Here is an 18796-nt window from a genome sequence, read left to right as displayed (position 1 = left end):
TAATAGGTCATGCTTGTCTACTGGCTGGATATTGTTGGCACCATCGTCTTCGCTGTCTCCGGCGTCTTGCTGGCGGGGAAACTGCGTATGGACCCCTTTGGCGTTCTGGTTCTTGGCGTGGTGACCGCCGTGGGCGGCGGAACCATTCGTGATATGGCGCTCGCCAACGGCCCGGTCTTCTGGGTGAAAGACCCCACGGATCTGGTGGTGGCGATGGTCACCTCAATGCTGACTATCGTGCTGGTTCGTCAACCGCGTCGCCTGCCAAAATGGGTGCTGCCAGTGCTCGATGCCGTGGGGCTGGCGGTGTTCGTGGGGATTGGCGTGAACAAGGCGTTTATCGCCCACTCCGGGCCGCTGGTTGCCGTCTGTATGGGTGTCGTCACCGGCGTCGGAGGCGGGATTATCCGTGATGTACTGGCGCGCGAAGTGCCGATGATCCTGCGAACAGAAATCTACGCCACGGCCTGTATTATCGGCGGGATTGTGCACGCTACGGCCTATTACACCTTCCAGATACCGCTGGAGAACGCCAGTATGATGGGTATGGTGGTGACGCTGGCCATTCGCCTGGCGGCGATTCGCTGGCATCTGAAGCTGCCGACCTTTGCGCTGGATGATAACGGTCGTTAAACCTGCGTAGCCCGGCCAAGCGCAGCGCCGCCGGGGATGCCCCGGAGTCGGCGCTAACGCACCTCGTCCGGGCTACAAAAGATGCACACAAAAAAACCACCTTTCGGTGGTTTTTTTATTTATCTGGTCAGCAAGCTTAGATGCTGAAGGAAGAACCGCAGCCGCAGGTGCTGGTTGCGTTCGGGTTGGTCACGATAAAGCGTGAACCTTCCAGACCTTCGGTATAGTCCACCGAACCGCCGACCAGATACTGCAGGCTCATCGGGTCAACCACCAGGCCTACGCCCTGTTTTTCGATGGTCATGTCGCCTTCGTTGATCTGGTCATCAAAGGTAAAGCCATACTGGAAGCCGCTGCAGCCGCCGCCGGTGATATACACGCGCAGCTTCAGGTTTGGATTCTCTTCATCCGCAATCAGGACTTTTACTTTTTTGGCTGCGGCGTCGGTAAACTCCAGCGGCAGCACTACGTCATCACTCATTTTTTGCTCCCATTAATACAGCGGGTCTGGGCAAATAATAACCCGACTCTTTTGGTCATTATCTAATACCCTGGTAAATCGTTCAAGTATTCTCCGGGGCCGACTGCCTGGCCTTAGCCTCTTGCTCGGCCTCCTGTTTCGCCAGGGTTCGCGCCAGAATCGTGGCGTAGAGCGGCTGCCCGCCGAGGAACTGCGCCAATAGCGTGGCACCGAGACCGGTAATAATCATTGGCAAAATGAGCTGATAATTGTCGGTCATCTCCAGCACCAGCACAATGCCGGTGAGCGGTGCACGCACGGAGGCCGCCAGCAGCGCGCCCATTCCGGCAATCGCGAAGGTCCCCGCCTCCAGATTGTAGGCCGGGAACAGATGCATCGCCGCCATACCGAAGGCCGTTCCCAGTAGCGTGCCCAGCGCCAGCATTGGCGCAAAAATCCCGCCCGGCGCGCCGGAGGAGAAGCACAGCAGCGTGGTGATAACGCGGGCAACAAACAGGAACAGCAGCGAACCGACGGTAAAGTTCCCCGCCGCCGCAATCGGGATCAGGTTAAACCCGCCGCCCGCCGCTGCCGATTGAAACAGCCCCAGCACGCCGCAGCCGCCGCCAATCAGGCCACCAATCAGCACCCATTTTGTCGTGTTACCGCCGTGGATACGGAAAAACATATCCTGGGTTTTCAGCACCAGAGTATTAAACAGCGGACCAACACAGCCGAAAATCACACCCAGCACCAGATACAGCCACAGCGTGTTGACCGGCGCGTTGGTCAGTTTGCCCACTTCAATCACCGGCGTTTCGCCGTTGAAGATGCGGAACATGATGCTCGACATGATAACGCCGGTGAATACCGCTTTAATCGAGATCAGGCTGTAGCGGAACTGCGGGCGCATCTCTTCGATGATAAACAGAATGCCCGCCAGCGGCGCATTGAACGCTGCAGACAGACCCGCCGCCGCGCCGGTTGCCAGCAGCGTGTGGCGCGACTCTTCGTCACGCTGACGGAAAATATCGCCGACCATACGGCCGATATTGCCGCCGATTTGCACCGTCGGCCCTTCACGACCAAGCACCATGCCCGAACCCAGCGTGCCCATCCCACCGAAGAATTTCACCGGCAGCACGCGCCACCAGCGAACCGGGCGCAGGTCTTCCAGCGCGCCTTCAATCTCCGGGATCCCCGAACCGCCCGCTTCCGGCGCAAAGCGTCTCATCAGCCAGTAGCCAAACATCGCCAGCAGCGCCGACAGCACAAACGCCAGCGGCCAGACCAGATACCAGCGGTCGGCAACCTGCGCCAGCGTGCCAATACGCAGGTTCAGCACCCAGTTCACCGCATGCTCAAACGCCACGCCGACCAGCCCCACGAGCGAGCCAACGATGGCGGACATCAGCAGCACCATCAGCGGGGTTTTATCGCGGTTCAATAATTTACGCACTACGTCGCGGCGGCGTAAACGCACCATCCGCTGTGCCTCTAAAGGGGGTATTTCTGCTCTCATACCGTCATCACTAATTGGTAATACAAATACGAAGGGAAGGCATTTTACCCAGTCATGTGCGCGACGTCGCGAAAAAATTGCGCGGCGAATGCTTTGTTACAGCAGGGTAAAGACGTAGTTCATCACAGGTTAGTATGAATAGAGAGAAAGTGGCGCAGAAGATCGTTTGAACGGACCTGACCGGTTGACGTCCCTGGTGTTGGGATCTCTGCGCCTGATAAGAAAGGGCTATCGTCAACATGCCTCCAGGCGGAGGCATGTTTTATGTTGTGTAATACCTTACTCTTCTACTGGCTCAGGCTTCTTTTTCGCCAACAGGTTGTAAGCCACCAGCAGAGCGAAAATACCGGTAATCGTCATGGTGATGGTGCCTGGCGTCATAAAGCGCGCCATGTTGCCAAGAATAATCCCCACCACGCCGAAGTCGGTATCGGAGAAGGTGGTGTTGGTTAAGCCCAGCGCACCCAGTACCGGAATCAGCGCCACCGGTAAGAAGGTAATCAGAATACCGTGGGCGAAGGCACCGAGAATCGCACCGCGTTTACCTCCGGTCGCATTACCGAATACCCCTGCCGTTGCCCCACAGAAGAAGTGAGGTACGACGCCCGGCAGAATCAGTACCCACTTGAGCTGCCCAAGGATGAACAGACCCACCAGACCACCGACAAAGCTTGAGATAAAGCCGACTAACACCGCGTTCGGCGCATACGGGAAGACGATTGGGCAGTCCAGCGCCGGACGTGCGTTAGGCACCAGGCGCTCGGAGAAGCCGGTAAATGCCGGAACGATCTCCGCCAGAATTAAACGCACACCCTGCAGGATAATAAATACCCCAGCCGCAAAGGTGATGGCCTGGATAAAGGAGTAGACCAGGTAGTTCTGACCGTGGCTAAAGTTGCTCTCGACGTACTCTTTACCTGCGGAAATCGACAGGACCAGATAAATGATCATCATCGTCAGAGAGATAGAGATCGTGCTATCGCGCAGGAAGCTCAGGTTCTTCGGCATGTTCATCTCTTCGGTAGATTTAGAACCTTTACCGACGACAGAACCGATCCACCCAGAAAGCACGTAGCCAACCGTACCGGTATGCGCCAGAGCTACCTGGTCATTACCGATAATTTTACGCATATAAGGTTGTGCAATGGCCGGGAAGAAGCCCATTAACATGCCGAGCGCCAATGAGCCGGTATAAATAAGCTGAACGCCTTCGAAGCCGGCTACCGACAGAATAATGGCCACCATACAGGCCATGTAGAAGGTCACATGCCCGGACAGGTAGATATATTTTAAACGGGTGAATCTCGCCACCACGATATTCGCCACCATACCGAACGCCATGATAAGCGTGGTTGGTGCGCCATATTTTTCCAGCGCAATAGAGACCATCGCCTCATTGTTCGGAATAATACCCTGCACATCAAAGGCCTGCTTGAAGATATCACCTAACGGCGATAGCGAGCCGACCAGAACTAAAGCCCCTCCGGATAACACCAGGAAGCCCAGAATCGTTTTAACGGTCCCTTTAATGACGTCAGGGAAGGATTTTTTTTGTGCCACCAGGCCGAATAGCGCCACCAGTCCGACAAGGATTGATGGCACCTTCAGGATATCAACAATAAGCTGTAAAACGTTTTGAACAAACATATTAACCTCTGTCGCAGGGTATTTTTCTTGCCCGACTTAATTATTGCTGGTCAAAGTAGTCTTTTATTTTTTGTTCAACTTCGTTCAGGTCGATAATGTTATTAATCACAATAACTTTATCTGCCGGTAAGTTAGCGCTGAAGGCGATATCTTTCGCCATCACGAAAACATCGGCCACGTCGGGCGTGACGGAACCCAAGTCAGAGTGTTCAACGTCCGCGGTGATATTAATTTTTTTGAGCACCTTTTTGATGTTCATTTCCATCATAAAGCTGCTACCCAGACCTGAACCACATACCGCCATAATTTTCATAGTAGACCTCATATTTTTACGATTGGGGTGTCATTAACAAGACGCCGACGTTTCACCGAGCAAAATCGCCTGCAATTCTTCAGTACTTTGCGTATCAAAAATCTGCTGCATCACCTCATCATCTGACAGCACTTCGGCGAGCTGCGAAATCATTTCAATGTGACTATTGCTGTCCGGGGCGGAGAACATAAAAATCGCATCCACCGGATCGTTCTCTTCTGAATTGAACTCAACCGCCTGGCCCAGTTTGACGATAGAGAGCCCCAGCGCCATTGCGCCCTGCTCGGGTCGCGTATGCGGCATCGCGATGCGCGGAGCAATCACGAAATAGGGACCGATCTCTTCTTTCTGTTTGATAATCGAATCGATATAGGCCGGTGAAATCGCTCCTTCATCCAGCAGCGGGCGGCCTGCAATCTGAATCGCCTCTTTCCAGTCACTTACCGATTGAACATACTGAACTTTGTTTTTATTCAGCCAGTTGGATAATGTTGGCATGGATATTACCTATCGTTCTTAATGATAAAAATGGGTGACTACAGCATGCGACGGGCCGTTTCCGTCACATTCTCTTTCGTAAAGCCAAAGTATTTAAACAGAACGCTCGCTGGCGCAGATTCCCCAAAGGAGTCCATGCCGATAACCTTCCCATCCAGCCCGGTATAGCGCTGCCAGAACCCTTCAATACTGGCTTCTATCGCCAGACGGTTACGCACACTCTTCGGCAATACGGACTCTTTGTAAGCCTCATCCTGCTTATCAAAGCGCTCGGTGCACGGCATGGAAACGACGCGAATCTGGTGGCCTTCCTGTTGCAGCGTACGGGCGGCGGCAACCGCCAGCGCCACCTCAGAACCTGCGGATATCAGGATCAGCTCAGGTTCACCGTCGCAGTCGACCAGCACATAACCGCCACGCGCAATATTGTTGAGCTGTTCCGCGCTGCGAGCCTGCTGTTCAAGCGGCTGACGAGTCAGCACTAAGGCCGAAGGCCCGTCCTGACGTTCAATCGCCTGCTGCCAGGAGACCGCCACTTCCACCTGATCGCATCCGCGCCAGGTTTCCATATTCGGCGTCAGGCGCAGCGAGGCCAGTTGCTCAACCGGCTGGTGCGTCGGGCCATCTTCGCCCAAACCAATGGTGTCGTGGGTATAGACAAAGATGGCGCGAATTTTCATCAGCGCCGCCATGCGCAGCGCATTGCGGGCATATTCCATAAACATCAGGAAGGTGCCGCCGTAAGGGATAAACCCGCCGTGCAGCGCCAGACCATTCATGATGGCAGACATGCCAAATTCACGAACGCCATAAGAAAGGTAGTTCCCCGCCCCGTGCTCGGCGGTAAAATCGACGGACTTCTGATGCCTGGTCAGGTTAGACGGCGAAAGATCCGCAGACCCACCCATCAACTCAGGCATCATATCGGCGAAAAAATTTAAGCAGTTCTGGCTCACCTGACGCGTGGCCAGCGATGCCGGGTTGGCCTGCAAATCGTCGATATAGTGCTGGATATTCTCCGCCCACTGCACAGGCAGTTCGCCCTTCATACGGCGTACAAACTCGGCGGCCAGTTCAGGCCATTGCAGCGCATAGTCGGCAAACAGTGCCTCCCATGCCTGCTCGTCCTGCGCCCCTTTTTCGGTCGCATCCCAGGCGGCATAGATATCAGCAGGAATTTCAAACGGCGGATACGGCCATTCAAGGCGTTCACGTACCAAGGCAACTTCATCGGCCCCCAGCGCAGAGCCATGGCATTCATGGCTGTCCGCTTTATTCGGCGAGCCGAAACCGATAATGGTTTTACAACACAGCAGGCTCGGTTTATCGCTGACCAGTTTGGCTTCGCGAACGGCCGCGTCAATCGCCTGCGGGTCGTGACCATCAATACCTTCAATCACGTGCCAGCCATAGGCGCGGAAGCGGGCGGCGGTATCTTCAGCAAACCAGCCTTCAACGTGCCCGTCGATAGAGATGCCATTATCGTCCCAGACGGCAATCAGGTTCCCCAACCCTAAAGTTCCGGCCAGGCTGCATGCTTCATGGGAGATGCCTTCCATCAGGCAACCATCGCCCAGGAACAGCCAGGTGTGATGATCGACGATATCAAACCCAGGCTTATTGAATTCAGCGGCCAGCGCTTTCTCGGCAATGGCCATACCGACGGCGTTCGCTACCCCTTGCCCCAGCGGGCCGGTGGTGGTCTCAACGCCCGGCGTATAGCCATACTCCGGGTGACCAGGCGTACGCGAGTGAAGCTGACGGAATTCACGGATGTCATTCATGCTCAGGTCATAACCTGTGAGGTGCAACAGAGAATAAAGCAGCATCGAGCCATGACCATTCGACTGCACATAGCGATCGCGGTTAAACCACTGCGGATTTTTTGGGTTATGGCGAAGGTGATGACGCCAGACAACCTCGGCAATATCAGCCATACCCATCGGTGCGCCCGGATGGCCAGAGTTGGCTTTCTGAATCGCGTCGACGCTCAGAATTCGAATGGCATTCGCTAATTTTCTGTTGCTCATACGTCTCTCTTTTTACCTGGATTTTACGTTCAACAATAACGTTTGCGGGGTTTTCCCCACGCCAGCATGAATAGACATGTCGAAAGAAACCTTAGTTTTTATCGTTGTATCACGCCGCCATACGGTTCAACGCGACTTGAATTCTCTTTCGGCAACCAGCAATAAAATAAACATTAAAATACAATGAATTACTTTATATTCTTACGCTATTACTGCATCCTTACGCCTTTCAATATACGTCTATACATGTTTCACTTGTCTAGTCATCTTGATGATGCACATAGACGTGTCCAGATACAATATGCAAAAATGCATTTTATCGCGATGCGGCGTTTGTTCACTCAAATTCGTTAACTTGCTCACAATATGACGTTAACGGTCTGGTCGACAGAAAACAAAGTCAGGCATACATGTAAACAGGATCCAGCGGCGTTATCGCCCACATTGGTTAGGAAGAAAGTCGATGGTTGATGGCATTACAGAGAAGCAAAAAGAGGTGGTCGATTACATTCTCAGGAAGATAAAGACCGATGGTCTTTTGCCAGGGGATAAACTGGACACAGAGATTGCTATTGCCAAAAATATCGGCATCACGCGAGCCACGGTGCGCGAGGCCACGCGCCTGTTGATCGAGCAGCAGCGAATTTACCGCGTGAAAGGCTCGGGTTTGTTCGTTGGCGCCATCGGTAAAAGCAACCATTCCGGCAGATTCCACGCCCTGTCACCTTTTGATTTCCAGGCGCAGAAGAGTGGCCATAAAGGCGTCAGAAAAGTCATTAAATTCAGCATAATGAAAGTGCCTTCGCCAGAAATCGCACAGTCGTTGCGGATAAAAAATAGCGATCAGATCTATAAAATTTTACGCCTGATGTGTTTTGACGATATTCCCGTCGCCCTTGAGCATATCCATCTGCCGGTCAATATGTTTACCAGCATGGAATTAAGCCAGCTCGAAATATCAAAATATAGCTATATCGAAAGCATCACCGGTAAAAAGGTCCAGCGCCGCGATCAGAATTTAACCGCAATCAACCTGGTTGACGAAGATATCCTTAATCTATTGAATCTCAAAGAGAATGACTCCGTTCTCGAACTTGATGAAACCGTTTATCTCGATGACGGCACCCCCTGCGAAGTCAATATCGCCATCATCAACACGCGTATTTTCCCCCTGAGACAAAACTCAACCCGCTCATAAGGCGGGTCATTTTCAGCCGACCTCACCGCTGCTGATAACAAGGCAGCCACTATCATTTCTGTTACCCAACATTCACGCCACAATGGTCAAAAATTTCATAACCTCTATGGAATAATTTAGAATAGCGGGCAAAACATTTTCCACGAACCAGGATCCTGGCAATGAGCAAATCTGAAAACCTGTATAGCGCTGCGCGTGAACTTATCCCAGGCGGGGTGAACTCGCCGGTACGTGCCTTCACCGGCGTGGGCGGTACGCCGCTGTTTATCGAGCGTGCGGACGGCGCGTATCTGTACGACGTGGATGGCAAAGCCTATATCGACTATGTCGGTTCCTGGGGGCCGATGGTGCTGGGCCATAACCACCCTGCCATTCGTAATGCGGTGATTGAAGCGGCCGAGCGTGGTCTGAGCTTCGGTGCGCCAACCGAGATGGAAGTCACTATGGCGAAGCTGGTTACCGAACTGGTGCCAACCATGGACATGGTGCGTATGGTGAACTCCGGTACCGAAGCGACCATGAGCGCCATTCGCCTGGCGCGCGGCTTTACCGGCCGTGACAAAATCATCAAATTCGAAGGCTGCTACCACGGCCACGCCGACTGCCTGCTGGTTAAAGCAGGCTCCGGCGCGCTGACCCTCGGTCAGCCAAACTCACCGGGCGTACCGGCCGATTTCGCTAAGCACACCCTCACCTGCACCTATAACGATCTCGCGTCCGTACGCGCGGCGTTCGAGCAGTTCCCGCAGGATATCGCCTGCATCATCGTTGAACCGGTTGCCGGCAACATGAACTGCATCCCACCGCAGGCTGATTTCCTGCCGGGCCTGCGCGCGCTGTGCGATGAGTTCGGCGCACTGCTGATTATCGATGAAGTGATGACCGGCTTCCGCGTGGCGCTGGCTGGCGCGCAGTCCTACTACGACGTGGTGCCGGATCTGACCTGCCTTGGCAAAATCATCGGCGGCGGTATGCCGGTAGGCGCCTTCGGCGGTCGTCGCGACGTGATGGACGCGCTGGCACCAACCGGTCCGGTTTATCAGGCGGGTACCCTCTCCGGTAACCCAATTGCCATGGCAGCGGGCTTCGCCTGTCTGACCGAAGTGGCACAGCCTGGCGTTCACGAAACCCTGACCGACCTGACCAATCAGCTGGCGCAGGGTCTGCTGGATGCCGCGCAGGAAACCGGTATTCCGCTGGTGGTGAACAACGTGGGCGGCATGTTCGGGATCTTCTTCACCGATGCCAAAGAAGTGACCTGCTATCAGGACGTGCTGAAGTGCGACGTTGAGCGCTTTAAACGTTTCTTCCATCTGATGCTGGATGAAGGCGTGTATCTGGCGCCGTCGGCGTTTGAAGCAGGCTTTATGTCTATCGCCCACAGCGAAGAAGATATCAACAACACCGTTGACGCGGCGCGTCTGGTGTTTGCGAAGCTGTAAGGGATATTGGCGAAGTTCCCCCTCACCCCGGCCCTCTCCCCAAAGGGGCGAGGGAGAAAAACAGATCGGTGCTGTAGGTCAATGCTGCATCGAACGGTTCCCTCTCCCCTATGGGGAGAGGGTTAGGGTGAGGGGGCCTTCCTCTACCGGCTTTGCTTTCTCAACAAATAGATAAAATACGGCGCACCGATAAAGGTCGACAGCAGCCCTGCTGGCACCTGATACGGGAACATCAGCATACGCCCACACCAGTCAGCAAACACCAGTATCAGCCCACCAATCAGCGCCGACATCACGATATGCGGCATCGTTCGGCGGAAGCCCATCATGCGCGCAATATGCGGCGCCATCAGCCCGACAAAGCTTAGCGGCCCGATGGTCAGCGTCGCCGCCGCCGTTAAGCACGCCGCCAGCAGCAGCAGGCTGATACGCGCCGGTGATAGCGCCATACCGATAGAGCGCGCCGTTTCGCCACCCAGCGGCAGGATGGTTAACCAGCGGCGGCAAAGCGGCACCAGCAGCAGGAAAATCACCATAGCAGTAGCCGACTGCGCCACCTGCTTGCCGGTCGCGTTATAGGTTGAACCGGCAATCCACGTCAGAATCTGCGCCATACGCGGGTCACCGCTCGCTTGCAGCATCATCAGCAGCATGGTGAACGCGGTACTCAGCGCCATCCCCGCCAACAGCATTCGGTGCGGTGAAAATCCGCCGCGCCCGGCGGCAATCAGGATAACCAGCAGCGTGACCGCCGCGCCCAGGCTGCCCGCCGGCAGCAGCCAGACAAACGCGTTGCCCGGCACCACAAACAGCATCAGTACCACGCCAAACGCCGCGCCGGAGCTGATCCCCAGCACTTCCGGGCTCGCCATCGGGTTGCCGGTTAAGCGCTGAATAATGCAGCCCGCCACCGCCAGCATCACCCCGGCAATCAGCGCCGAGGCAATACGCGGCCAGCGCCACTGAATCAGTTCGTCGAGCAGCGTACCGCTCGCCCAGTGCCAGCTGTGCGCATCGCGGCCCAGCGACAGGGCAACGAACACCGCCACCAGCAGAATCACCAGCCCGCCCAGCGCAAACCACTGCACGTGCTGACGTTCATTCGCCACACTGTCGTTAGCGTTCATCGACGGTGCGCTCATGCTGCGCAGTCGCGGCAGCAGCCAAAGCAGCAGCGGCGCACCAATCAGCGCGGTCACGGAGCCGGTGGAGACTTCCATCCACACCCGGGTAAGCCAGAGGATTATCTGATCGGAGAGCCACAGAATCAGCGCGCCAATCAGCGGGGCCAGCATCAGGCGGGAGAGCAAGCGTCGTGCGCCCAGCATCTTCGCCAGCAGCGGGGCAAACAGGCCGATAAAGCCGATAATCCCTACCGCGTTGACGAGGAAGGCGCTGATAACGATAGCCAGCGTCAGTGCCCCCAGATGCGCCAGCGAGAGCGCCAGACCCAGGTTGCGGGCCACGCCGTCATCCAGCCCCATCAGCGTTAACGGGCGCAGCAGCAACAGCGTGAGCATCACGCCGCCGAGCAACTGCGGCCACAGACGTTGCACGATGCTCCAGTCGGTCTGGGTCAGCGTCCCGGTGCTCCACAGGAACATACTTTGCAGCTGGTCGTGATGGAAAATCACCATCAGCTGGTTTATCGCGCCGCAGTACAGGCTCACCACCAGCCCGGCCAGAATTAGCGTTACCGGCGAGAGGCGTTTGCCCCACGCCACGCCGAAGACCAGCGCACCGACGATGCAGGCCCCCGCCAGTGCGGCAAACTGCGAGGCCAGCACGCCTGGAATGGCCCACAGCGCGGTAATGGTCATCCCCAACTGCGCGCCGGTAGCCACGCCAAGCGTGGTTGGCTCAGCCAATGGGTTACGCAGCACCTGCTGGAACAGCACGCCCACCAGCCCCAGTCCGGCGCCGACCAGCAGTGAGATAGTCAGGCGAGGCAGCAGGCTGTAGTGGAACAGCATCTGATCGATGGCGTTAATATCCGGCTGGCGTATTGCCTGGAACCAGAGGGGGTGAGGCAGCGCAATGTTGAAGTTAAACCAGGTCAGCGCCAGCCCAGCAATAAACAGCGCCAGCAGCAACAGCGTGGCAAAAGGAGAGCGGGTCGTCTTCACGCTTTGCCTCCCAGTGCGTTATCAAGAATGCGAGCGAAGTTCATCGCCGACAGCGTCGCGCCGTAGAACCAGACCGCCGGAACGTTCTGCACCCGGTTCGCGCGGACAAACGGCATCGCCTGCCATAACGGGGTGGCGGCCAGTTGGCGCATATCAGCGGCATTACCGTGGTCAAAGCAGAGCACATCGACGTCTTTGTAGGCCGCCAGGCGGTCGATACCGACCACCGTGCTACCCCAGAAGTTTGTCTCCCCCTGCCAGGCGTTCTTCACGCCCAGACGATCGAGGATCTCCTGGAAGAGGCAGTTCGGGCCAAACACCAGCATATGGCGAGGGTCGAGCAGCGACATGATCAGCACCGGGCGTTCGCCACGCGAGACAAAGCGCGGCTTGAGGCTGTCGATGTAGGCATCAAACTCCGCCAGATGGCGATGAGCGACGTCCTGCTTATTGAGCAGTTCCGCCATCTCTAGCAGCGAGCGCCGCGCCTGCTCCAGCGGCTGTTTACCGTCGCTGAAGGCAAAGCTGCGCCCCGGCGCAATACGCGCGAGGATCTTTGGTGAAGGGCCATAGCCCGCAGACCAGACCAGCATCGAGGGCTTCATCTGGGTCAGCAGTTCAAGATTGGGTTCGGTACGCAGCCCCACGTCAATCACCGAGTCCGGCAGCACCGGTTCGTTGACCCACATGCGATAGTTAGGGATATCCGCCACGCCGTAAGGGGTGACGCCCAGCGCCAGCATCAGCTCGACGGGCAGCCACTCCAGCGCCACGATACGTTCAGCGTTCACCGGCGCGGCCTGGGCTTTTTGCATCTGCCAGAGCAGCGGCGAGAGCGCCATCGCCGCCAGAAAACGGCGGCGGTTTATCAAATTCGAATCAGTCATCAATAGACAAAACTTACCGGTGCGGCACCGGCTGGATGCGGAAGAATACCCATTGGGATGCCGTAAATCTGCTCCAGCGTGTCGCTACGCATCAGTTCGTCCGGCGAGCCCTGAGCAATCATTTCACCGCCGCGAAGCGCCACCAGATAGTCGCAGTAGCGCGCCGCCATGTTGATATCGTGCAGCACGGCAACCACCGTCAGGCCACGCTGCTGGCTTAAGCGGTGCACCAGCGCCAGCACGTCAACCTGATGGGCAATATCGAGCGCCGAGGTTGGCTCATCGAGCAGCAGACAGCGGCTATCCTGCGCCACCAGCATGGCAATCCACGCGCGCTGACGTTCGCCGCCGGAGAGGCTATCGACCAGCCGATGCGCCAGCGGTTTAAGCCCCACGAGGGAAATCGCTTCCTCGACCTTTTCACGATCGGCCACGCCGAAACGGCCCAGCGCGCCGTGCCACGGGTAACGACCAATGGCGACGAGTTCACGCACGGTCATCCCTTCTGCAGGCGGCAACTGCTGCGGCAGATAGGCAACCTTACGGGCAAAAGCTTTACTGTTCCAGCTCGCCAGCGGCTGGCCGTCCAGTAGGATCTCGCCTTCCGACGGCGGCTGATGGCGGCCAAGCATTTTCAGCAGCGTGGATTTACCCGAGCCGTTATGGCCGATAAGGCCGGTCACTTTGCCCGCGGGAAAAGTCAGGGAGAGAGGATGAAGAAGCGTACGGCCTGGAACGCGAAAAACGACCTGTTCCAGAGAAAAGGTCGTATCAGAATGAGTTGTCTTGTCCTGCATAACCGTCAACATGTTAAAGGGCGCGGAAAACCCGCGCCCTGGAGGTGGTTAGAAACGGAACGTTGCGGTAGCAACAACCTGGCGCTCAGCGCCCCAGTAGCACGCGTATTCGCTATAGCAACTGGAGACGTATTCACGGTTGAACAGGTTATTGACGTTAACGGCAATGGATGAACCCGGCAGGCCTACGCGCGCCAGATCGTATTTCACCATCGCATCGGCGACGGTATAACCGCCTACGCTAAACTGCTCGTTTTTCTTGCCAGTCGTGGTATCGTTTTTGTAGTAGCTGACGGTAGAACCGGTATAACGAACACCTGCACCGAAGGTTAGACCACTCAGCGCCGTGTCGTAGAAGGTATAATCCGTCCACAGAGAAGCCTGGTTACGCGGTACTTCTGCAGGACGCTTACCTTTGAAGGTCGTATCCTCAGTGTATTCCGCATCCGTGTAGCTATAAGCTGCCGTCACGTTAATGTTTTCATTAACCGCTGCTTTTGCTTCCAGCTCAATACCGCGAGAACGAATCTCCCCGGTCTGAACGCTATACCAGCCGGTGGTATCGTTCGGATCGGAAGTCAGGTTCTTGTCTTTGGTCAGTTGATACACCGCCCCCGTCAGTACTACCGGCATATCTTTTGGTACGTACTTCACACCGGCTTCATACTGCTTACCGCGAGATGGGTCGAACGGCTTGCCTTCTTTGGTCGTTCCCGACGTTGGCTCGAAAGATTCGCTATAACTGAAATATGGTGAAATACCATTATCAAACAGATAGTTAAGACCACCACGCCAGGTGAACTGCTGGTCATGGTTCTGAGCCAGAGAGTTGTCGGAACGAGTTAAGGTTGAAGCCATCGCGTAGTCATAACGACCACCCAGCGTCAGCACCCATTTATCCCACTCCATCTGATCCTGTGCATACAGACCAGTCTGCTCCATACGGTTAAGCACGACATAGTGAGAGGTGATCTTGACACCAGGGTTGCCATACTGCGGATTATTCATATCCAGCGCGTTGGCATCGCCATACACTGCGTTCACATCGTTACGCATGCGTGAATAGTCAACGCCTGTCAGCAGAGTATGCTCAACATCGCCCGTAGCAAAATCGGACTGCAGTTGCGTATCAACCGTGAAGGCATTGAGGTTCTCATCTGAACGCACATACTTACGCTGGATCTGACCCGGATTAATGTAACCAAAACCATATACCGAACGGTACAGGGTTTTCACCTGGTCGTAGCGCAGGTTCTGGCGCACGGTGAAGGTGTCGTTAAACTCGTGAGAGAAGCTGTAGCCCACCATCTGCTGGCGGCGCTGCATTTTGTTGTCCTGTTCGCCTTCGTTGAAGTCAGTCGGCAACTTGTGAGAATTGCCGTTGGCATCAACGTACGGAACCAACGTACCTTCACGCGGCAGCCAGCCGTAGTAACCCGCATCCGGATCGCTCTGGAAGTTGCTCAGGAAGGTGAAGTCCGTTTTATCATCCGGACGCCAACTGAAGGATGGAGCGATAGCATAACGACTCGCTTTGGCCATATCCTGCTGTGTGTCCTGGCTGCGGCCTAAACCGGTCAGGCGATAAGACCACACGCCTGCGTCATCAATCGCATCACTAAAGTCAAAACCGGTCTGCCAGAGGTTATCTGTGCCCATTTTGAATTGAATTTCACGCAGCGGTTCAGTGGTCGGGCGTTTGCTGACCATGCTGACGATACCGCCAGGGTTGCTGTTGCCGTACAGCACGGAAGTTGGCCCGCGCATCACTTCTACGCGTTCCAGGAAATAAGGGTCCATAGAGACTTCAGAGTAGTTATTTCCCTGAAGCTTCATACCATCCAGATACTGGTTGGTGTTAACCGTTGTTGGCGACGTAAAACCACGGATAGAAACCACATCATAAGTCGAAGAACTTCCGCGAGTAGAGAAGACACTTGGCGTGTACGCCATTGCTTCTTTAACGGTCGTCGGCTGATGGATATCCATCTCCTGACGGGTAATCACCGAAACAGACTGCGGAGTCTTCTCAATCGGAGTATCAGTCTTGGTTGTCGTTGCGGAGTGTTTTGCCGCAATCGTCGCCGCCGGACCCCAGGCACTTTCCTGAGCCGCCGGAGCTGCGGTGACGGTGATGGTTTCTTCTTTAGGTTGTTCTGCTGCCTGTGCATATACAGACATGCCGCTAACCGCCGTGGCTACTACAACTGCGAGTTTACGCAGCGAGTGGGTTGGCTGAGCAGTTTTTAGACGCGCCATTGGTATATCTCTGATGAAGTGAATGATAACGTAAACGAGAATTATTATTATAACGATGGGAATAATAGGTCATGCATTGGACGCATAGCAAGCGATATAAGTCCCTACCAGAATTAAGGGGTTAAGAATTAAACAGATGAAATAATGGCGTTAAGAAAAAGAAAAAACTTAGAGATAAAAAAAGCCCCTGCACGATGCAGAGGCTTAGTATTAATACGGTATCGAGCCATCCCGGAGTCGGCGTGAACGCCTCGTCCGGGCTACAGCCTATGTTGTAGCCCGGACGAACGAAGTGACGCCGGGATTGGCACCGATCCCCGTCAGAGCGCTATTAATTCCCGCCGAACATATCCTTAATCCAACCAGCCACGCCGTCGCTGTCTTTCTTCTCCTGCGCCGGCTGCTGCTGTTGCTGCTGCTGAGGCTGTGAAGAAGATGAGTCAAACGGGTTCGCTGACTGCTGCTGCTCGATAGCCTGCTGGCTCTGCTGGCAGAGTGAATCCGGGTCGGTAGTCCAGACCGGCAGCATACGCGTGCCACCGCCGCCGCAGACGAAGTTACCGCCATCGTCCACGCCCATGTTCACCACATCTTCCGGCGGCGTCAGATCCAGCGCGATAGGCGACTGGGTCTCCAGATAACGCTGGTAGATAGACATCGCACCGCTGGCGCCGTACAGCTTGGTCGGCTGGTTATTATCGCGGCCTACCCAGGTGATCACCACTTCACGCCCATCAATCCCGGCAAACCAGGTATCGACGTTGTTGTTAGTGGTCCCGGTTTTCCCCGCCAGATGCAGGTTCGGGTATTTCGCGCCCAGCTGACGGCCAGTACCACGCTGCACAACCTGCTGCATAGTCCACAACGTCAGATAAGCCGCCTGTGCCGGAACGGCACGCTCAGCCTGCGGATAGCTCTGGTACAACACGGTACCGTCTTCCGCAATCACCGAACGCAGCGCCGACAACGGTGCGCGGTTACCGCCGCTGGCGATGGTCTGGAACGCCTGGGCCACTTCAATCGGCGTCAGGTTCAGCGCACCGAGCAGCATCGCCGGTACGGCGTTGAGCTGATCTTTCGGCGCGCCCAGTTTCAGCCAGGTGTCGGTGACCGCTGGCAGACCCAGCGCCATACCGAGGTTAACGGTCGGCACGTTCATGGAACGTGTCAGCGCGTCCACCAGCATTACCTGACCGCTGTAGCGACGATCATCGTTCTGCGGTGACCACACCTGACCATTCGGCTGACGCAGCGCAATTGGCGCATCGGCAATCCAGGTATTCAGGCGGTACTGGTTCGGCTGGCTTAAGGCCGTCAGATAGGTCGCCGGTTTTGCCAGAGAACCAATCGAACGACGCGCCTGCATGGCACGGTTGTAGCCCGCAAACTGCGGTTCAGCGCCGCCAACCATCGCGCGCACTTCGCCGCTGAAGCGGTCGACCACCACCATCGCGGTTTCAAGGTCGCTCAGCTTACGCTGTTTCTTCAGCACCGGAATACCGTCGGTCGCCGCTTTTTCTGCGGCATCCTGCGCAACCGAGTCGAAGGTAGTAAAGATCTTCACGCCGGAGAGATCTTTCACTTTATCGCCCAGCTTCGCCTGCAGCTCCTGACGTACCATCTGCATAAACGCAGGCTGCGGTGAAATCACCCCACCGCGCGGCTGCACGCCCAACGGACGCGCGCTCAGCATGTCGTACAGCTCCTGGTCGATAACCTTCTGCTGTTGCAGCAGGCGCAGAACCAGGTTACGACGCTCCAGCGCCAGTTTTGGGTTACGCCACGGGTTGTAGACCGAGGCCCCTTTCACCATGCCCACCAGCAGTGCCTGCTGGTCAAGGCTCAGCTCTTCTACCGGACGACCGAAGTAGTAGAGGCTCGCCAGCGGGAAGCCGCGGATTTCATTGTCGCCGCTCTGACCGAGGTAGACCTCGTTCATATACAGCTCAAGAATGCGGTCTTTGCTGTAGCGGGCGTCCATGATCAGCGCCATGTAGGCTTCGTTCGCCTTACGCCAGTAGGAACGTTCGCTGGAGAGGAACAGGTTCTTCACCAACTGCTGGGTCAGCGTACTCGCCCCCTGCACCGTTCTCCCGGCGGTCAGGTTCGCCAGCACCGCACGGCCCATCGAGTAGAAGCTGATACCATCATGCTCGTAGAAGTGACGGTCTTCGGTGGCGATAAGCGTATCGATCAGCAGATCCGGGAAACCACTGCGCGGCACAAACAGACGCTGCTCGCCGTTTGGCGAGGACATCATAGTGATAAGGCGCGGGTCGAGACGGAAGAAGCCAAACTGTCGATTGCTGTCCAGGTTCTCGATGGTTTCCAGGTGATCGCCATCAAAGGTCAGACGCGCGCGCACCTGCCCTTCTTTGCTGTCCGGGAAATCGAACGGGCGACGGATCATCTCAATACTGTTGGCCTGCACGGTAAATTCGCCGGGCCGCGTCATCGCCGACACCTGGCGATACTGGGTCGCCGTCAGCAGCTGAACCATCTCTTTTTTGCTGATCGGCATATCCGGCTCAAGGCTCACCATGCGGCCATAGACTGCCGCTGGCAGCTGCCAGACTTTACCGTCGATGCGGCTACGGATTTTTTGATCCAGGTACACGCCATAAATGGCCATCAGCACGGCAAAAACGATGCCGAGTTTTACCAGGAACCAGAACCAGCGGTGTTTACCGCGCGGTTTTTTCCCTTTTCCGCCGCCTTTACGCGAGCGCGGTTTTTCATCGTCGTAGCCATCATCATCATAATCGTCGTCATACTCATCGTCTCTGAGCTGTCGACGGCTTACCTTTTGCTTTGCCGGACGTGCAGGCTTGCCTTTACGTCCAATCGGCTCGCGGTCATTCCCCGCCATGCTTTCTCTCCGCAACATTCAGGCATAAAGGCCTGATTCTCAATTCTTCTGCCACGGGGCAGAAGAAGATATCTCTCAATTTTATGCAGTTTTTCCCTGGCGTCGCATTCGCTCG

At 55.9% G+C, this 18796-nt stretch carries 14 protein-coding genes; 3 read left to right on the top strand and 11 right to left on the bottom strand.

Translation table 11 applies throughout. The features are described 5' to 3' along the window. The first annotated feature begins 9 nt into the window (after positions 1–9). Positions 10–633, top strand: coding sequence for a TRIC cation channel family protein (locus AB2B48_RS22085; RefSeq protein WP_185669229.1), 624 nt, complete (start codon positions 10–12; stop codon positions 631–633). A gap of 136 nt (positions 634–769) precedes the next feature. Here the strand turns inward: AB2B48_RS22085 and erpA are convergent, their stop codons facing one another. The 6 genes from erpA to tkt form a co-directional block, all read right to left on the bottom strand. Further along, a complete protein-coding gene (erpA, locus tag AB2B48_RS22080; RefSeq protein ID WP_035891950.1) occupies positions 770–1114 on the bottom strand; it encodes an iron-sulfur cluster insertion protein ErpA in 345 nt (114 codons plus the stop codon). 82 nt (positions 1115–1196) lie between these two features. Continuing rightward, positions 1197–2615 (bottom strand): H(+)/Cl(-) exchange transporter ClcA, encoded by a 1419-nt coding sequence (gene clcA, locus AB2B48_RS22075; protein WP_185669230.1) that lies wholly within the window; start codon positions 2613–2615, stop codon positions 1197–1199. A 279-nt stretch (positions 2616–2894) separates the two neighbouring features. Continuing rightward, positions 2895–4262 (bottom strand): PTS ascorbate transporter subunit IIC, encoded by a 1368-nt coding sequence (locus AB2B48_RS22070; protein ID WP_333495939.1) that lies wholly within the window; start codon positions 4260–4262, stop codon positions 2895–2897. Positions 4263–4302: 40 nt separating this feature from the next. Continuing rightward, positions 4303–4575, bottom strand: a complete 273-nt coding sequence (locus AB2B48_RS22065) for a PTS sugar transporter subunit IIB (RefSeq protein ID WP_185669232.1) — start codon at positions 4573–4575, stop codon at positions 4303–4305. A 33-nt stretch (positions 4576–4608) separates the two neighbouring features. Continuing rightward, the gene (locus AB2B48_RS22060; RefSeq protein WP_185669233.1) at positions 4609–5073 is read right to left on the bottom strand and encodes a PTS sugar transporter subunit IIA; all 465 of its coding nucleotides are present in this window, start codon (positions 5071–5073) and stop codon (positions 4609–4611) included. A 38-nt stretch (positions 5074–5111) separates the two neighbouring features. After that, positions 5112–7103, bottom strand: a complete 1992-nt coding sequence (gene tkt, locus AB2B48_RS22055; RefSeq protein WP_368300231.1) for a transketolase — start codon at positions 7101–7103, stop codon at positions 5112–5114. A 463-nt stretch (positions 7104–7566) separates the two neighbouring features. On the opposite strand from tkt, the gene AB2B48_RS22050 reads away from it, so the two are divergent. Both AB2B48_RS22050 and hemL read left to right on the top strand, forming a co-directional pair. Beyond that, a complete protein-coding gene (locus AB2B48_RS22050) occupies positions 7567–8301 on the top strand; it encodes a GntR family transcriptional regulator (protein WP_106925532.1) in 735 nt (244 codons plus the stop codon). A 161-nt stretch (positions 8302–8462) separates the two neighbouring features. Continuing rightward, positions 8463–9743 carry a glutamate-1-semialdehyde 2,1-aminomutase gene (gene hemL, locus AB2B48_RS22045; RefSeq protein ID WP_368300229.1) on the top strand — a complete coding sequence of 427 codons (1281 nt, stop codon included), beginning with the start codon at positions 8463–8465 and terminating at the stop codon, positions 9741–9743. Between the two features lie 143 nt (positions 9744–9886). On the opposite strand, the gene fhuB is transcribed toward hemL, so the two are convergent. The 5 genes from fhuB to mrcB all read right to left on the bottom strand — a co-directional run bounded on the left by fhuB (position 9887) and on the right by mrcB (position 18681). Then, positions 9887–11869 (bottom strand): Fe(3+)-hydroxamate ABC transporter permease FhuB, encoded by a 1983-nt coding sequence (gene fhuB, locus AB2B48_RS22040; protein WP_368300228.1) that lies wholly within the window; start codon positions 11867–11869, stop codon positions 9887–9889. Next, entirely contained in the window at positions 11866–12756 is an 891-nt protein-coding gene (gene fhuD / locus AB2B48_RS22035) for a Fe(3+)-hydroxamate ABC transporter substrate-binding protein FhuD (protein ID WP_368300226.1), read from the bottom strand. The genes fhuB and fhuD overlap by 4 nt, the downstream gene beginning before the upstream one ends. Further along, positions 12756–13553 (bottom strand): Fe3+-hydroxamate ABC transporter ATP-binding protein FhuC, encoded by a 798-nt coding sequence (gene fhuC, locus AB2B48_RS22030; protein ID WP_368300225.1) that lies wholly within the window; start codon positions 13551–13553, stop codon positions 12756–12758. The genes fhuD and fhuC overlap by 1 nt, the downstream gene beginning before the upstream one ends. Positions 13554–13601: 48 nt before the next feature. Next, complete coding sequence (gene fhuA, locus AB2B48_RS22025) at positions 13602–15812, bottom strand: ferrichrome porin FhuA (RefSeq protein ID WP_368300224.1); 2211 nt, start codon at positions 15810–15812, stop codon at positions 13602–13604. A 331-nt stretch (positions 15813–16143) separates the two neighbouring features. Then, the gene (gene mrcB, locus AB2B48_RS22020; RefSeq protein ID WP_368300222.1) at positions 16144–18681 is read right to left on the bottom strand and encodes a bifunctional glycosyl transferase/transpeptidase; all 2538 of its coding nucleotides are present in this window, start codon (positions 18679–18681) and stop codon (positions 16144–16146) included. Positions 18682–18796 lie beyond the last annotated feature (115 nt).

It is taken from the genome of Kluyvera sichuanensis (assembly GCF_040930405.1).
GTDB classification, from domain to species: domain Bacteria; phylum Pseudomonadota; class Gammaproteobacteria; order Enterobacterales; family Enterobacteriaceae; genus Kluyvera; species Kluyvera sichuanensis.
This window is presented reverse-complemented; position numbering and strand designations above follow the sequence as displayed.